The organism is Legionella rubrilucens (genome assembly GCF_001468125.1).
GTDB lineage: Bacteria > Pseudomonadota > Gammaproteobacteria > Legionellales > Legionellaceae > Legionella_C > Legionella_C rubrilucens.
The window spans coordinates 40546-55845 of record NZ_LNYT01000005.1; the positions used below are offsets into that span (position 1 = coordinate 40546).

Genomic DNA, 15300 nt, shown 5'->3' on the forward strand with positions numbered 1-15300 from the left:
CATTATGATTGCCATCATTGAATCTTTCAATGCCGGATTGTTAAATAAGAAACATTGGTTGTCCAATGTTATCGCAGGAATAATTGTCGGTGTGGTCGCCCTGCCTTTGTCCATGGCCTTTGCCATTGCTTCCGGCACGAAGCCTGAGCAGGGTATTTACACGGCCATTGTTGCGGGTTTAATTGTTTCCCTTTTCGGCGGCAGTCGCGTGCAAATTGCCGGTCCCACCGGAGCGTTCATTGCCATTTTAGTAGGCATTACTGCCAAATACGGCATTGATGGCCTGCAAATTGCGACCATGATGGCCGGTTGTATGTTGTTACTCATGGGACTTGGCCGCTTGGGTACGGTCATTAAATTCATTCCCGATCCGGTGATCGTCGGTTTTACCTCAGGGATTGCCGTGGTGATCTGGGTGGGACAATGGAAAGATTTCTTTGGCTTACCGACGGTGAATGGCGCTCATTTCCACGAAAAACTGTGGCATTTGCTGCAAGTCTTGCCGCAAATGCACTGGGCTACCACGGGCCTTGCTGTTTTTGCCCTCGTACTGGTGATGTTCTCCTATCAATTGCCGGGTTTAAAGCGGGTTCCAGGGCCGCTGGTCGCGTTGCTGGCGATTACCCTGCTGCAGGCGATTTTTCATTTTAAAGGGGTGGCGACCATCGGCTCGCAATTTGGCGGCATCCCACGAGGCTTGCCCGCTTTTCACTGGCCTGAAATCAGCCTGGATCGGGTATTGGAATTGATAGGTCCAGCCTTTGCCATTGCCATGCTCGGAGCCATCGAATCCCTGCTCTCCGCGGTGGTGGCCGATGGCATGGCTGGAACACGTCATGACTCCAATCAGGAATTGGTTGGTCAGGGGTTGGCCAATATTGCAGCGCCCCTGTTCGGCGGATTTGCAGCAACTGGCGCAATTGCCCGCACAGCCACCAATATACGTAACGGCGCCAACAGCCCTTTAGCCGGTATTATTCATGTCATTACCCTGGTGTTGGTCCTTATTTTCTTAGCACCGCTGGCTGTTCATATTCCCTTGGCGGTATTAGCGGCTATTTTATTCATGGTGGCCTGGAATATGAGCGAGGCCAGGCATTTTATAACCATTCTTCGTAAAGCGCCGCGTGCGGATGTGGTTATTCTGCTGGTTACTTTTTCTCTGACGGTATTTGTCGATCTGGTTGTAGCGGTCAATATTGGTGTTATTCTGGCGGTCCTGCATTTTTTAAGGCGCATGGCGGCGAGCGTCGAAGTGGAGCAAATCCCTCATGAGCAACTGCGGAATGACTGCGAGGAGAACGGCCTGGCTCATTTGCCTGATGACGTGCTGGTGTATGCGGTGGAAGGACCATTCTTTTTTGCAGCTGTAGAAAATTTTCAATTGGCTCTGGCCAATACCCACACGGATCCCCGCGTCTTGATTATTCGATTGGGCTGGGTTCCTTTTGTTGACATCACGGCGCTCAGGACGTTGGAGGAAGCGATTATCGAACTGCACCATCGTGGAGTACGGGTTATTCTCGCCGGTGCCAATCCCCGGGTTTACAGTAAATTGAAAAAAGCGGGCATTATTCAACGCATTGGCGAGCAAAATAACCTGGCCACGTACACCGAGGCATTGCACCGTGCGCGTTAATCACTCCTTAAGACTAAAAAGCTGCTCAAGGTTAAGCGATAAGCTGTCTTTAAGCGCCTCATTGGCTTGATTGAACACCGCCTGCCAGGATTTGGACAGGCTTTGTACGTCCTTTGCTGCGGGCAGACGGTAGGGAATCAGTTGCGACAGCGCATACACCGACAGTTTGCTGATGTCCCTGCTGAGCATGTATTGATCATCGGCGGTGCAATGGATTAGATGAGCACCGGTCAGTCGTTCAATGATTTCATCGGCATCCACCGCATAGGGTTGTGCGCTGCTTTCAATCAATTGCTGTAAACACAGCCCCTGTCCCTGTTGTTGAGCGAACCACAATTGTTGAAGCCACAGCAACACGTGAATAAATCCTTGCAGGGGTTCGCCTTCCCGCCGGCGATACGTGACGGACAGCGCGTAACAGATCTCAGCCCCGAGCAGGGTAATAAACCAGACCCAGTAAACCCAGATGAAAAAAATAGGCACGGTAGCAAAGGCGCCATAAAGCAGCTGGTAAGTATTGTATTGCGTCAGGTAATAGGCAAAGGCCAGTTTGGCTGACTCGAAAAGAATGGTCGCCACGATCCCGCCAATTAATCCATGACTTAATTTAACCGGATGATTAGGAACCACCACGTAAAGAAACGTAAAGCCAATGAGCGACAACAGGTAGGGGGCTGAGTTAAGCAACAGGGAGGGGGCGGAATTATCACGGATAAAGGGTACGGAGATAAGGTAGGAACTTGCCGCAAGACTTAAGCCCAGGAAGATTGGGGCTAAGGATAAAATAGCCCAGTAAAGCAAAAAGGCGGTTGCGCCATGACGCGGGGTGGTGACATGCCAGATTTTATTCATGGCCCGTTCAATGGTGAACATGACCAATAACGCCGAGATGATAAGAAACACGATACCCCAGGTCGGTAAACGTGAAACCTGGGCAGTAAACAACTGCAGGTAATTTTGAATCATTTTACCGGTGGCCGGGACAAAATTCTGAAAAATAAAATCCTGCGTGGGTTGAACCAGACCCTGAAACACTGGAAAAGATGAAAAAATGGCCAGTCCCACGGTCATCAGTGGGACAACGGCCAGAAGGCTGGTAAAGGCCAACGCCGAGGCGCGGTAGGTGCAATCGTCATTAATAAAATTAATAATGACGAAGCGGGTGAAGGAAATGAGTTGCCTGATTGTGTTTTTTAGCCAATCCATGGATGAACCATTCCTGGTATCAAGCCGGCTTGGCGTCCAACTCCCCAATGGCCACGTGTTTACGGGCAAGCGAGAAGGTCCAAGCCAGACCAACGAGGTAGATAACCCCTACTATCGCACAATACAGGCCAAAATGGCTATTGTTGTGTTTGGCATAAACCGCACTGGCTGCCTCCACGCCAATGGCTTGCTCACACATGCTCATCATGCTGATCACCGCATAGGCCGTGCCTTTACTGACCGGTGTGGAGAAGAGAATGAAGCGGCTGAGCGGCGCGCAGGCGACCCCAATACCGAATCCATACAGCGTTAATCCCGGCATCAGGTAGATGAAATGCGGGTTAATCATCATCGGCAGCAGCCAGGTCAGAAACATGCCGGCCACCGTAATGGCTGAGCCGCGTAGAATCATTTGCTTGACAGTGCGTTGTTTGGTCAGTTTGCGCAGGTACCAGTTACCGAACAGGCCGGCGGTGAAAATGGGCAACTGCCACAACGCATAATGAATAACGGTCAAATGCGCGTCAGTGACGATAATAATCGGTGAAATGGCAATCCAGGCAATGCAGGGAATGCCCAACAATCCGGAAGCAAAGGCCCCCATCATGAAGGTTGGGTTAGTCAACAGCCTGCCATAATTTTTAAACACCGTTTTCGGGGTGAAAGGAATGCGGGGAATGGGTTGCCCGTCGTTTTTCACCGCACCAATGGGTTCCGGCATAAACCGCCACATGCCCCAGAGTGAAATAAGAGCCAGCGCGCCGATTAAAATGAAAATGGCCCGCCAACTGAAATAGAGAATAAACGTTGCGCCTGCAAGAGGGCCTAGCAAGGGGGCTAGCGAGGCGATATTGGTCAGTACCGAGGTAATGCGGATAGCATCCATTTCCGCAAAAATTTCCTGCAGGGTCGCGTAACCAATCACCGTGGTAAAGCAAAGTCCTAAGCCTTCAAAATAGCGGGCCAGCAAAAATTGTCCGATACTGCCTGAATGGGCGATAAAAAAAGTAAACACGGTAAAAATCACAACGCCAATCAGCATCACTGAACGTCGCCCATAGCTGTCGGAAACAGGGCCGAGAAACAGTTGCAGGCTGGCTCCGCCAAGAATATAGGCCGTCAATGAGGTGGCAATGGCTGATTCCGGCGCATGAAACGAAGACACCACGTGAATCATGCCGGGCATGATCATGTCGTTGGCGATGTAGGTTAAGAATTGGTAGAGAACCAGAAAGGCAGCAAACCAGAGTGCTTGCCTGCGAGTAATATTAATCAAAGGTTTGGACATGGTGCACACAAGGTAGGGGTTAAAAAGCGCAGGCCAGTTTACACAAAACGGGGGCAAAAAGCACGGCCAATTCGATTTATAACGGCACTGAGATCAAATTCATTGCCAGTGTGTAAAAAAATTACACATTTATGGTATAATATGCGGTTCACAATGAATGACTTGATTACCATGCTAGAAAAAATTTTCCCTTTGATCCCTTCGGATGAGCTTAAAAAACGGTACCGTCGCTTAAAAGCGGACACCTTCCTGATGCGGGCGGAAAAACTGGATTGCGCGCAGTCGGTTTTTGAGGACTTGCTGAGCAGTGTGCAAAAGCCAGACGAGCTATCCCAAAAACGGTTTGAAGCCATTCTTTATGTCAAGGCTCAGATTTATACCCTTTTGATCAGTGACAAGGTCTTGATTGATTCCCTGCTGGATAAGCTTGAAAAGGAGTGTGCTGACAATTTCAAGGCTTGCTCTATCAGCACGGAACAACTCCTGGAAAGGAAATTATGCCCTGCGTACTATCAGACTAAGCGCTTTACCTATACCCATGGTGAACGTGAACTGGAAGAGTACCTTTATTATCCCGTCATTTCACAGGAAATTTTAGACGTTGATTACCCCGAAACGATTTTAACCACTCCGCTGTTGGAACAACTGCAAAAAAATGGCATTAATTTTCATTCCAGAGTTCCGGGCCGGAAGCGTTTTCTTGAGAGCGATGGCTGGGTACGCTTTTTTGGTATTGTGTCCGATGCGTCCTCAAGCGCCATCTTGTCAAGAGGCCAGATTTTTATAGAGCCGCCCGAATTTCCTCATACGGTCAGCCGTTTGCACGGTCCTTTTGGCCATGCCCTGCAGGAATATTTAATTTCAAAATTGCTTGAGGGAAAGCATTTGGACATTCCCAACGAGTCCGACGTTGGCGAAATCACTGAGCTTGACCTATTGAAAGCAGACGCCTGGCCGCTTAAGGGTGTAAAAAAAGGAGAATTTGCCACGTGTCTTTTTGATCTGATGCGTGAGCGTTTGCCAGAGAAGTTGCGCCGGTTTTGTGTCGTTCCTCATCAGGCGTTTGCTTTTACTGCCTCTGAGTTTATAACCCAGTACCTCCTGTTGAGCCCGTACCGTTTCCCCTGCCTGTCAAGCTTCATGTATTTCGTTTATGCAAAGGGAACAAAAACGTATTTTCAGAATGTACCCGGCTTTTCAAGCCTTGAGCCTGAAAAACAACGGCTCATTATGAATAATTACTGTGATAATGTCGCGCTGGATATGGATGTGGGTGCCTTTATTAAAAAAAATCCAGATTATTTTCGATACAATAATGGCTCAAGCCAGGATCCCATTTTTCTTAAAGACGCATCAAAACCGTTTATTTACTCGTCCATGGATGATGATGCCCGCACCATTCGCGCCCGGAAAACCGCGGCGCAGGCGGGCATTGCTCCTGAAAGGAAGTACAGCGCAAAAGATCTGTACAGTGATTTGTTATTCTCAACTTCGCCACGGCTTACAAAAAAAGAAGATCGAGCCGACGGACCTAAACCATTCTAATGATCCGATATTGACCTTGACCGGAGGTGATCCATTACAATGCGTTTTCAATTCTGGAGTTAAGCAGTATGAACCCTGTGAAGGAGCAATATAACCATGCGGCGGATGCGTCCGAGTTAGGCAGAAAATCAGACTACGACGCGTCTTATAATCCACTAAGGCTTTATCCAATCCCGCGTGCGGGCAAACGCCAGGAAATTGGAATTCATCCTGAGCAATTGCCGTTTTATGGTTTCGATTGCTGGAATCATTACGAGGTGTCCTGGTTGAATGAAAAGGGAAAACCCATTGTTGCTATGGCAGAAATCGATTATGATTGCCGCACGCCGATGTTGGTTGAATCCAAGTCACTGAAACTTTATTTTAATTCGTTCAACAATACCCGGTTTAAATCCCTCGCTGAGGTAGTTAACACCATCAAAAACGATCTTGAACAACGTGTTCAGGGGGAAGTGAGAGTCGCTGTGCATCCGCTGGGTTCCGGTATGATTTTACCTCTTTATGAGCATTTTAATGGTGATTGCATTGATCATCTCGACGTGGAGTGCTCAACCTACACGGTCGAACCTTCCTTTTTGACGGCGACAGGCGAATGGGTTGAAGAAACCCTTTATTCCGATTTGTTAAAGTCCAATTGCCTGGTCACTAACCAGCCTGATTGGGGGAGCGTGCAGATTAGCTACAAAGGGAAAAAAATAAACCGTGAAGGGCTGTTGCAATACCTGGTTTCTTTTCGCAACCACAATGAGTTCCATGAGCAATGCATCGAACGGATTTTCATTGATATCATGCGGCAGTGTCAGCCTGATGAGCTGACCGTGTATGGCCGTTACACACGGCGGGGTGGTTTGGACATTAATCCTTACCGCAGTACGAAGCAACCGGTCCGTCAGGGACTGAATTTCAGGCTCCCGCGCCAGTAGCGCTGGCAGGTGGTCTGTATCACAATAATGGAGTTCAGGCAGTAATGAATCAGGAAAAAACATTAGTTTCCATGTTGCCCCTTTTTCTGGTGCTTTTTATTGACGGGATGGGGTTGGGATTATTATTTCCTATTCTTAATTCCATTTTGATTGACCCCGCCGCTGGTTTTTTACCTTCAGGTACCAGCGAGGCCATGCGCGATTTCTATTATGGTTTAACCATTGGCATATTTATGATTTGCTGGTTTTTTGGTGCAGCCATCCTTGGTGATTTATCAGACAGTGTCGGTCGTAAGAAATCGTTGATGATTTGCCTGATTGGGGCTTTTCTCGGTTATCTTTTGTCAGCCATTGCAGTGGTTTTTCAAAATTACTGGGCTTTGCTTGCCGGGCGTATTATTGCTGGCTTCACGGCCGGCAGCCAGCCCATTGCCCAGGCGGCCATTGTCGATGTCAGCTCGGAGGAGCACAAGGCCCGCAACATTGGCTTAATTTTGCTGTCGGTTTCCTTAGGCTTTGTTTTTGGGCCTGTGTTTGGCGGAATTTTATCCGATACACGCATCGTCAGCTGGTTTAATTTTGCCACACCGCTTTATTTTGCTTCGTTGATTTCGCTGTTGAATGCGATTCTGCTGCAATTCACTTTTAAAGAAACGTTTACGCGTGCACATGATAAAATCCGCATCCGCTGGCATCACGCCATTCATATTTTTATCTCGGCGTTTAAACACCCGGCCATTAATCGTTACTCGCTGGTGCTGCTGGTGATGATTTTTGGCTGGAGTAATTATTTCTCCTTTATTCCGCTTTACCTGCTGCAGACTTATCACTACAGCGCCATGCAAAATTCGTTTTTCCTGGCAGTCATGGGCTTAGGCTTCAGTATTGGCTGTGGCTACATTGTGGATTGGTGTACCCTGCGTTTTAATTATGATAAAACGGTGGTGGTCGGTTTATTAATTACTGCGGTGAATGTGCTGTTTGTTCTGTTCAGCCAGCAGCAATGGGTGGCCTGGGCCGCGACCTTTTTTATCGGCATCAGCCTGTCCGTCGCCTATTCTGTATTATTGACCATTTTTTCTAACCAGGTCACGGACAACGAACAGGGTTGGGTGATGGGCGTGACGGGGTCGATTATGGCCCTCTGCTTTGGTTTAACCTCCCTGTTCACCGGATTAATAGCGCAGGTGGGGGCTCAGTTGCCCATGATGCTGGCATTTGGCGGTTTAAGCGTGAGCGCCCTGATGCTGTGGTTTTTTAAACGACCCCATCATGCTCTGGAAAAAAAAGACAGATCCAATATTCACCTGTAAATCGATTTAAAAAGGGAGTGGAATGATGGCCAGGCCTTATGTCTTAGTGCTTTATTATTCACGCAGCGGCGCGACAGCGCAGTTGGCGCAATACATTGCCCGAGGCATTGAATGCGTTGAAGGCATGGAGGCCCGCATCCGCACGGTTCCTCCGGTATCCACCACCTGCGAGGCAGTGGATAGTCCTATACCCGACAAAGGCGCACCGTATGCGACTCTGGATGATCTAAAAGAGTGCAGCGGCCTGGCCTTAGGCAGTCCGACACGCTTTGGCAATATGGCCGCGCCACTGAAATATTTTCTGGATCAGACAACCCCCCTGTGGCTGGCTGGCGATCTGGTGGATAAACCCGCCTGTGTGTTTTCGTCCTCCGCGTCCATGCATGGCGGCCAGGAAACGACCCTGACCAGCATGATGATTCCTCTGCTGCATCAGGGTATGATTATTCTGGGACTCCCGTATACTGAGCCTCAATTGAACACCACCCAATCCGGAGGGACGCCGTACGGGGTGACGCATGTTTCCGGCGTGGCCAATGACAGGCCCATCAGCGAGGATGAAAGGGTGCTGGCAAAACGTTTGGGCAAACGGCTGGCAAGCCTTGCGCTGAAAGTGAGGGGATAAGTCCATCCTGAGCTTGTGTTACACTAATAAGGAATTAGTCCGATAAGAACAATACGTCTTGCAATTATCACTCAGTCTCAGTAAGGTCAGTTTTTTTTAGTAATTGGATATGCAGTGAAAGTTATCAGTTTTAATGCCAATGGTATTCGCGCCGCAGCCAGAAATGGTTTCTATGAGTGGTTGCTGACACAAGATGCGGATTTCGTCTGCCTCCAGGAAACAAAATCCCAGGTCTGTCAATTGCTGCCTGAGGAGCTGTACTACCCCCGCGATTATTATTGTGATTTCTATGATGCTGAAAAAAAAGGATACAGCGGCGTTGCCATTTTTTCCAAACACAGACCCGAGCGTGTCATTAAGGGGTTGGGATTTGATTATTGCGACAAAGAAGGGCGTTACATTCAATTTGATTACCCCAAATTGAGCGTCATTTCCCTGTACCTGCCCTCCGGAACCAGTGGCGATGGACGTCAGGAGGTAAAATACGATTTTCTCAAACGCTTTGCCGAGCACCTGCTTCGTCTCAAGGAAGAGGGTAGGGAGTTAATTATTTGCGGCGATTACAACATTGCCCATAAAAAAATTGACTTGAAAAACTGGCGCAGCAACCAGAAAAATTCCGGTTTTTTGCCGGACGAGCGGGCATGGATGGACCAATTGTTTGGTGCGATGGGCTTTGTCGATGCGTTCCGTGTCCGCAATCAGGAAGAAGAACAGTACACCTGGTGGTCTTATCGCAGCCGTGCCTGGGAAAAAAATGTCGGGTGGAGAATCGATTACCAGGTCATTACCCCGGGTTTAACCGAGAGCGTGGATACCGTGTACATTCACCGTGAAGGCCGCTGGTCGGATCATGCGCCTTTGATTATCGATTACAAGGGGGATTGGTGCTAAAGTTAGCCAGTTGGAATGTCAATTCCTTAAAAATTCGTCTGGATCAGGTATTAGCCTGGCTTGATGCCACGCAAACGGATGTTTTAGCCCTACAGGAAACCAAGCTCATTGATGAACAATTTCCGGTCCAGTGCTTTACCGAGCGCGGCTTTGAGGTCGTGTATTCCGGTCAGAAAAGCTACAATGGGGTGGCTGTCATCAGTCGTTATCCCATGACTGAGATTGCCCGGGATATTCCCGGACTCGATGATCCGCAGCGGCGTATTTTGGCGGTGACTGTCGCAGGGATACGCCTTATCAATCTGTATATACCCAATGGTTCGATGGTGAATTCCGAAAAATACCATTATAAATTATCCTGGTTAACCCGCGTAAAAGGCTACATTGAAGAACAATTGGCCCTGCATCCCAAACTGGCGGTGGTGGGCGATTTCAATATCGCCCCTGAAGACAGGGATGTGCATGATCCGGCCGAATGGGTGGGTTCTGTGTTAGTCAGTCCGCTGGAGCGGCAAGCCTTTTTTGACATGATTAACCTCGGTTTGACCGACAGCTTCCGTTTATTTGAACAGGAAGAAAAACTGTTCAGCTGGTGGGATTACCGCGCGGCCGGGTTTCGACGCAATCGCGGGTTACGTATTGATCACTTACTTTTAAGTCATGAATTGACCGCCTGCTGTCTTCGCTCTACCATTGATAAAGAGCCGCGTAAACATGAACGACCTTCTGATCACGCGCCGGTGATGGTTGAACTTGACATCTGATTCAGATTCATAAGGAAAAGAAATGAGAATAATAAAAGGAATTAGTCTGGCCATGCTGCTGTCAACGTCTGCTTTCGCAGCCAATGAAACAGCCGCTCCCGTTGCGCCCGTGGATGATTCACTGCCCATTGCCAAGGTCACCACAGCATCAAAGCTGCTGCGTATTACCCCACGGCAAGCCTTGTTGCGATTGAAAGAGGGGAATCAGCGTTTCTTAAGCGGCAATCTGCAAAAGCGTGATTACCTGGCCCAGGCCAAAATGGCTTCTTACGGGCAATATCCCTGGGCTGTGGTGCTGAACTGCATGGATTCACGCAGTGTACCTGAGTTGTTTTTTGATCAGGGACTGGCTGATTTGTTTATTTTGCGTGTGGCTGGTAATGTGCTTAACGATGATATTTTAGGCAGCATGGAATTCGCCACCAAGGCTGTGGGCTCTCGTCTGATTGTCGTTCTGGGCCATACCTCCTGCGGCGCGGTGGTGGGTGCCTGCAAAGACGTTCATTTAGGTCATTTGGACAGCGTTTTGGATAAAATAAGTCCGCTGGTTGCCCCGACCAAGAAGGAAACCCAATTGGATAGCTGCACGGATCCAACCTTAATTAATGCCATTGCTAAAAACAATGCATTACGGGTTGTTCAGCAAATTGTCCAGCGAAGTCCTATCATTAAAGAATTAATTGATAAGGGACAAGTCGGCATTGTTGCCGGTATTCACGACATTAAAACCGGTCAGGTCACTTTCTTTGAAGAAGGACGCTTGTTGCCTGATCAAAAAAATTGATTTAAAAGGCCATTTCTGGTAACCTTGCCCGTCATTTACAAAAGAGTATGGTGCCCGGCAGGTGACCAGGTGGCGATATTCATTTTACAAACAGTGAGAGTGGTATTATGCAAGCTTCAATACATCCAGAATACAAGACAATTAAAGTCAGCTGCAGTTGCGGCCATACTTTTGAAACCGGTTCAACGTTAGCGCAGGATCTGGCTATCGAGGTTTGTGCTGAATGCCATCCTTTTTATACCGGTAAGCAAAAGCTGGTTGATACAGGCGGACGTGTTCAGAAATTCCGTGATCGTTATAAAAAGAAAGATTAATTTCGCTGTTTAGCAATGCTATAATGGCATGATAATATTGATAAAAAATTCCAGGCGCAGTAACTATGCGCCTTTTTTTTGCAAAATGACTATTCATGTTAATTTTTTTTCTATATGATTTTTCGCTGGATTTTGTGAGAAGAGAGTGAGCACCTTGGATAAAGATGAGTTAAAGCAACGCGCCCTGCATTACCATGAGTTTCCTAAAGCAGGGAAACTCGCCGTCAATGTAACCAAGCCTACGAATTCCCAGGATGATTTATCCTTAGCTTATACTCCGGGTGTTGCTGAACCCGTGCTTGTCATTGCTGACAACCCCAACGATGCTTTTCGATACACCGGCAAAGGAAACTTAGTCGCCGTGATGACCAATGGAACGGCGGTCCTTGGGCTTGGGAATGTCGGACCCCTGGCGAGCAAGCCGGTCATGGAAGGAAAGGCCGTTCTTTTTAAACGGTTTGCTGACATCGATGTTTTTGACATCGAAATCGATGCGGATAATCCCCAAGCCTTTATTTCAACGGCCAAACGCATTGCCCCAACCTTTGGCGGCATTAATCTTGAAGACATTAAAGCACCGGAATGCTTTGAGATAGAACAGGCCCTGATTGAACAACTGGATATCCCTGTCTTTCATGACGATCAACACGGTACAGCCATCGTGGTTGCCGCCGGTTTGCTTAACGCGCTGGATTTGAAAAAGAAAAAACTGTCTGACGTCCGTATTGTCTGCATTGGTGCCGGTGCCGCTGGTATTGCGTCCATGCGCTTGCTGGTTGCTTTGGGTGCTGACAAGGAAAACATGCTATTGCTGGACAGCAAAGGCGTCATTCACACGGGCCGGGAAGATCTTAATTCGTATAAATTTGCTTTCGCACGTAAAACCGATCGCCGCACCCTGGCGGATGCGCTTGTGGACGCGGATGTGTTTATCGGTGTGGCCAAACCCGATTTATTAAATGCGGATTTATTAAAATTAATGGCGCCTGATCCCGTCATTTTTGCTCTGTCTAATCCTGATCCGGAAATCAGACCGGAGATAGCTCACCGTTACCGTGATGATTTAATTATCGCCACAGGACGCAGTGACTATCCCAATCAGGTGAACAATGTCTTGTGCTTTCCATACATCTTCAGGGGGGCGCTGGATGTACGTGCTACGTGCATCAATCAGTCAATGCAGATTGCTGCTGTTGAAGCCATCCGTCAATTGGTTCTCGAACCAGTACCTCAAGTCGTTAAGGACAATTATCCCGGTGTGGAAAACTGGGATTTTGGACCTCACTACATCATCCCCAAGCCGATTGATCCCCGTTTGAAAAACAAAGTAGCCCAGGCGGTGGCCAAAGCTGCAATAGCAAGCGGCGTCAGTCGGATTGAGCGCGCACCGAATTATTGAAGCATTTATCCATTCTTGTGCTTAACCAGTGAGTAAGTTAAGGAGTCAGTTTTGCGTACTATGAATGAAAAAAAATACATGGTCATGGCCTGGTTAATTTGTGGTCTTGGTGCTCTGTATTACAGCTATGAGTATTTATTAAGAATATCCCCCAGTGTGATGGAACCTGCATTAAGGGAACATTTTAATCTGTCTGCAACCGGATTCGGGTTGTTATCCGCCTTTTATTATTACGCTTACGTTCCTTTGCAAATTCCCGTGGGCGTTCTGTTGGATCGCTACGGTCCCCGCCTGTTGCTGACGCTGGCCTGCATGGTTTGTGTCATCGGTACGTTTATTTTCTGCGGTACACAACTGTTCTGGGTAGCGGCAATTGGCCGTTTTCTTGTGGGTTTTGGATCCGCTTTCGCTTTTGTCGGCGTATTGAAACTGGCCACCATCTGGTTACCGGAAGACAAGCTGGCAATGGTGTCTGGTATGGCCTCCGCGCTAGGCACCATTGGTGCCATGCTTGGCGATAATTTATTGGGATACATGGTTATCAAACTCGGTTGGCGTGAAACAGTAAACTACACCGCCATTTTTGGCATTGGTTTAATTTTTGTCCTTTGGTACGGTATCCGTGACAGGCATCGCAACCAGCGTCAAAGCGGTACGGTGGAAAATTTCCGTCAAAGCATGACCGATTTAGGCATCATCGCCCGCAACAAGCAAATCTGGATCAATGGCATGTATGGCTGCCTGGTTTACCTGCCGGCTACGGTGTTTGCTGAACTCTGGGGCATTCCTTATTTAAAAAATGCACATGGGTTATCACTGGAAGCCGCTGATTTGGCGAATTCCCTGCTTTTCCTTGGTTTTACGATTGGCGCACCGTTATTCGGATTGCTCTCGGATAAATTGAAACGGCGTAAATTACCGATGGTTATCGGTGCGGTGGGAGCGGCCATTGTTATGATGATGGTTCTTTACATGCCAGGACTGACAGAGATTGGCATTGACGTACTGATGTTTGTGTTAGGCCTGCTTTACAGCGCGCAATGCATCGTATTTGCCGTAGGCCGTGAGTTAAGTCCCAATGAGGCGACGGGAACGGCCATTGCCATGACTAACATGATTGTCATGCTGGGCGCCATGTTCCTGCAGCCCCTGGTTGGCCGCTTACTGGATTTCAGTTTGTCAGTCCATACGCACGCTGCCGGTTTGGATGCTCTCTCCACGGATAAACTGGCGCAACTTTATACGGCCAGCGATTATCAATTTGCATTATCCATTATTCCTTTAGGGATTGTGCTTGCCGCCATATTAACTTTCTTTTTAGATGAAACTCATGCAGACGCTAACCATTAAGTCAATCAGTAAAAAACAGGCTATCCTGGGTAGCCTGATTTGTGCAGTAGGAGCCTTCTTCTACTGCTATGAATTCGTCTTACGCATTCTTCCGGGGGCCTTGCAGAGCGAACTGAGCGCTGCTTTTGGGCATATTTCAGCCACAACCTTTGGTGAATTATCCGCCTTTTATTATTTTGCCTACTCACCCATGCAGTTGCCGGTAGGAATGTTGATGGATCGCTTCGGCCCGAGACGCCTGCTGACGTTTGCCTGCCTGTGCTGTACCTTGGGCTCCTGGATGTTTACCATCACCTCATCCATGATCATTGCCGGAAGCGGTCGATTTTTAGTGGGCTTTGGTTCTTCCTTTGCGTTTGTCGGCGTTTTGTCTCTCGCCCTGCAATGGCTGCCTCGACGTTATTTTTCTCTCGTTGCAGGATTAATCACCACACTGGGTATGCTGGGTTTAGTCTATGGTGAAGTAAAAATCACGGACATTGCCGGGACCATGGGCTGGTTGCATGTGTTGAACCTGATGGTCACTATTGGCGGTGTACTGACGTTGATTATTTTCCTAATCGTCCGCGATGGCCCTGAAGGAAAACCCGCCAGTCAGATTCCCATGCCTGAATTCTGGCAGAATGTCCGTTTTGTGCTGTTGTCGCCGCAAGTCTGGCTTGTTGGTTTTGTAGGGGCCTGCCTCTATACCTCCCTTTCAGTTTTTGGTGAATTATGGGGCAAAACTTACCTGGAACAGGCACATCACTTAAGCAAAATTGAAGCGGCGCATTCGATTTCCGCCATGTTCCTTGGCTGGGCCGTTGGTGCGCCTTTAGCTGGCTACTTCTCCGACTTAACAGGCCGCCGCGTGTTGTTCCTGGTGATGGGAGCGGTTCTGGGATTGGGATGCATCAGTCTGGTGCTTTATTATCCGGGATTGTCCTATTTCTGGCTCAATGTCTTGTTGTTTCTTTATGGGGTGTTCAGTGCCACCGAAATTATCGTGTTTATCATGGGTAAAGAAAACAGCGGCGCCAAGTTGTCAGGAACCGTTTTCGCTGCAGTGAACATGATTGTGACTTTAGGCGGTGTGATTTTTCAGCCGTTGGTGGGTAAATTGCTGGATACGTTTGGCGACAGCCATTTAGTCAATGGCGAGCACGTCTACACGGTAGTGGATTATCAGGTTGCGCTTTCTGTGCTGCCCATTTCGTTACTGTTAGTGGCAATTTTTGCCTTTTTCATGAAAGACGCTACATCCACTCACCACTAAT

The 15300-nt window shown here is 48.3% G+C and carries 14 protein-coding genes; 12 read left to right on the forward strand and 2 right to left on the reverse strand.

Going from position 1 to position 15300, the window contains the following annotated elements; genetic code table 11:
* Positions 1–4 precede the first annotated feature (4 nt).
* On the forward strand, positions 5–1639 hold the full coding sequence (locus Lrub_RS02030) for a SulP family inorganic anion transporter (protein WP_058530539.1): 1635 nt from the start codon (positions 5–7) through the stop codon (positions 1637–1639).
* On the opposite strand, the gene Lrub_RS02035 is transcribed toward Lrub_RS02030, so the two are convergent.
* Both Lrub_RS02035 and Lrub_RS02040 read right to left on the reverse strand, forming a co-directional pair.
* On the reverse strand, positions 1640–2845 hold the full coding sequence (locus tag Lrub_RS02035; RefSeq protein WP_058530540.1) for a YihY family inner membrane protein: 1206 nt from the start codon (positions 2843–2845) through the stop codon (positions 1640–1642).
* A 19-nt stretch (positions 2846–2864) separates the two neighbouring features.
* Complete coding sequence (locus Lrub_RS02040) at positions 2865–4133, reverse strand: MdfA family multidrug efflux MFS transporter (protein WP_058530541.1); 1269 nt, start codon at positions 4131–4133, stop codon at positions 2865–2867.
* Between the two features lie 171 nt (positions 4134–4304).
* On the opposite strand from Lrub_RS02040, the gene Lrub_RS02045 reads away from it, so the two are divergent.
* The 11 genes from Lrub_RS02045 to Lrub_RS02095 all read left to right on the forward strand — a co-directional run bounded on the left by Lrub_RS02045 (position 4305) and on the right by Lrub_RS02095 (position 15299).
* Entirely contained in the window at positions 4305–5678 is a 1374-nt protein-coding gene (locus Lrub_RS02045; RefSeq protein WP_133134166.1) for a hypothetical protein, read from the forward strand.
* A gap of 68 nt (positions 5679–5746) precedes the next feature.
* The gene (gene queF / locus Lrub_RS02050) at positions 5747–6601 is read left to right on the forward strand and encodes an NADPH-dependent 7-cyano-7-deazaguanine reductase QueF (protein ID WP_058530565.1); all 855 of its coding nucleotides are present in this window, start codon (positions 5747–5749) and stop codon (positions 6599–6601) included.
* 44 nt (positions 6602–6645) lie between these two features.
* Positions 6646–7914: an MFS transporter gene (locus tag Lrub_RS02055; RefSeq protein ID WP_058530543.1), complete on the forward strand. Its 1269-nt coding sequence runs from the start codon at positions 6646–6648 to the stop codon at positions 7912–7914.
* Between the two features lie 25 nt (positions 7915–7939).
* Positions 7940–8539, forward strand: a complete 600-nt coding sequence (gene wrbA, locus Lrub_RS02060) for an NAD(P)H:quinone oxidoreductase (RefSeq protein ID WP_058530566.1) — start codon at positions 7940–7942, stop codon at positions 8537–8539.
* Between the two features lie 114 nt (positions 8540–8653).
* Positions 8654–9433 carry an exodeoxyribonuclease III gene (locus tag Lrub_RS02065; RefSeq protein ID WP_058530544.1) on the forward strand — a complete coding sequence of 260 codons (780 nt, stop codon included), beginning with the start codon at positions 8654–8656 and terminating at the stop codon, positions 9431–9433.
* Entirely contained in the window at positions 9427–10197 is a 771-nt protein-coding gene (xth, locus tag Lrub_RS02070; protein ID WP_058530545.1) for an exodeoxyribonuclease III, read from the forward strand. The genes Lrub_RS02065 and xth overlap by 7 nt, the downstream gene beginning before the upstream one ends.
* A gap of 22 nt (positions 10198–10219) precedes the next feature.
* The gene (locus Lrub_RS02075; RefSeq protein WP_237760731.1) at positions 10220–10981 is read left to right on the forward strand and encodes a carbonic anhydrase; all 762 of its coding nucleotides are present in this window, start codon (positions 10220–10222) and stop codon (positions 10979–10981) included.
* Between the two features lie 107 nt (positions 10982–11088).
* Complete coding sequence (gene rpmE, locus Lrub_RS02080) at positions 11089–11295, forward strand: 50S ribosomal protein L31 (RefSeq protein WP_058530546.1); 207 nt, start codon at positions 11089–11091, stop codon at positions 11293–11295.
* A gap of 154 nt (positions 11296–11449) precedes the next feature.
* Positions 11450–12694 carry a malic enzyme-like NAD(P)-binding protein gene (locus tag Lrub_RS02085; protein ID WP_058530568.1) on the forward strand — a complete coding sequence of 415 codons (1245 nt, stop codon included), beginning with the start codon at positions 11450–11452 and terminating at the stop codon, positions 12692–12694.
* Positions 12695–12754: 60 nt separating this feature from the next.
* Positions 12755–14044: an MFS transporter gene (locus tag Lrub_RS02090; RefSeq protein WP_156413024.1), complete on the forward strand. Its 1290-nt coding sequence runs from the start codon at positions 12755–12757 to the stop codon at positions 14042–14044.
* Positions 14025–15299: an MFS transporter gene (locus tag Lrub_RS02095; protein WP_058530548.1), complete on the forward strand. Its 1275-nt coding sequence runs from the start codon at positions 14025–14027 to the stop codon at positions 15297–15299. Before Lrub_RS02090 ends, Lrub_RS02095 begins: the two co-directional genes overlap by 20 nt.
* The last annotated feature ends 1 nt before the right edge of the window (position 15300 follow it).

What these genes read in the sequence shown, in the direction of transcription:
- Lrub_RS02030 (WP_058530539.1), top strand. Translation starts at nt 5, where the DNA reads ATGATTGCCATCATTGAATCTTTCAATGCCGGATTGTTAAATAAGAAA.
- Lrub_RS02035 (WP_058530540.1), bottom strand. Translation starts at nt 2,845, where the DNA reads ATGGATTGGCTAAAAAACACAATCAGGCAACTCATTTCCTTCACCCGC.
- Lrub_RS02040 (WP_058530541.1), bottom strand. Translation starts at nt 4,133, where the DNA reads ATGTCCAAACCTTTGATTAATATTACTCGCAGGCAAGCACTCTGGTTT.
- Lrub_RS02045 (WP_133134166.1), top strand. Translation starts at nt 4,305, where the DNA reads ATGCTAGAAAAAATTTTCCCTTTGATCCCTTCGGATGAGCTTAAAAAA.
- queF (WP_058530565.1), top strand. Translation starts at nt 5,747, where the DNA reads ATGAACCCTGTGAAGGAGCAATATAACCATGCGGCGGATGCGTCCGAG.
- Lrub_RS02055 (WP_058530543.1), top strand. Translation starts at nt 6,646, where the DNA reads ATGAATCAGGAAAAAACATTAGTTTCCATGTTGCCCCTTTTTCTGGTG.
- wrbA (WP_058530566.1), top strand. Translation starts at nt 7,940, where the DNA reads ATGGCCAGGCCTTATGTCTTAGTGCTTTATTATTCACGCAGCGGCGCG.
- Lrub_RS02075 (WP_237760731.1), top strand. Translation starts at nt 10,220, where the DNA reads ATGAGAATAATAAAAGGAATTAGTCTGGCCATGCTGCTGTCAACGTCT.
- rpmE (WP_058530546.1), top strand. Translation starts at nt 11,089, where the DNA reads ATGCAAGCTTCAATACATCCAGAATACAAGACAATTAAAGTCAGCTGC.
- Lrub_RS02090 (WP_156413024.1), top strand. Translation starts at nt 12,755, where the DNA reads ATGAATGAAAAAAAATACATGGTCATGGCCTGGTTAATTTGTGGTCTT.
- Lrub_RS02095 (WP_058530548.1), top strand. Translation starts at nt 14,025, where the DNA reads ATGCAGACGCTAACCATTAAGTCAATCAGTAAAAAACAGGCTATCCTG.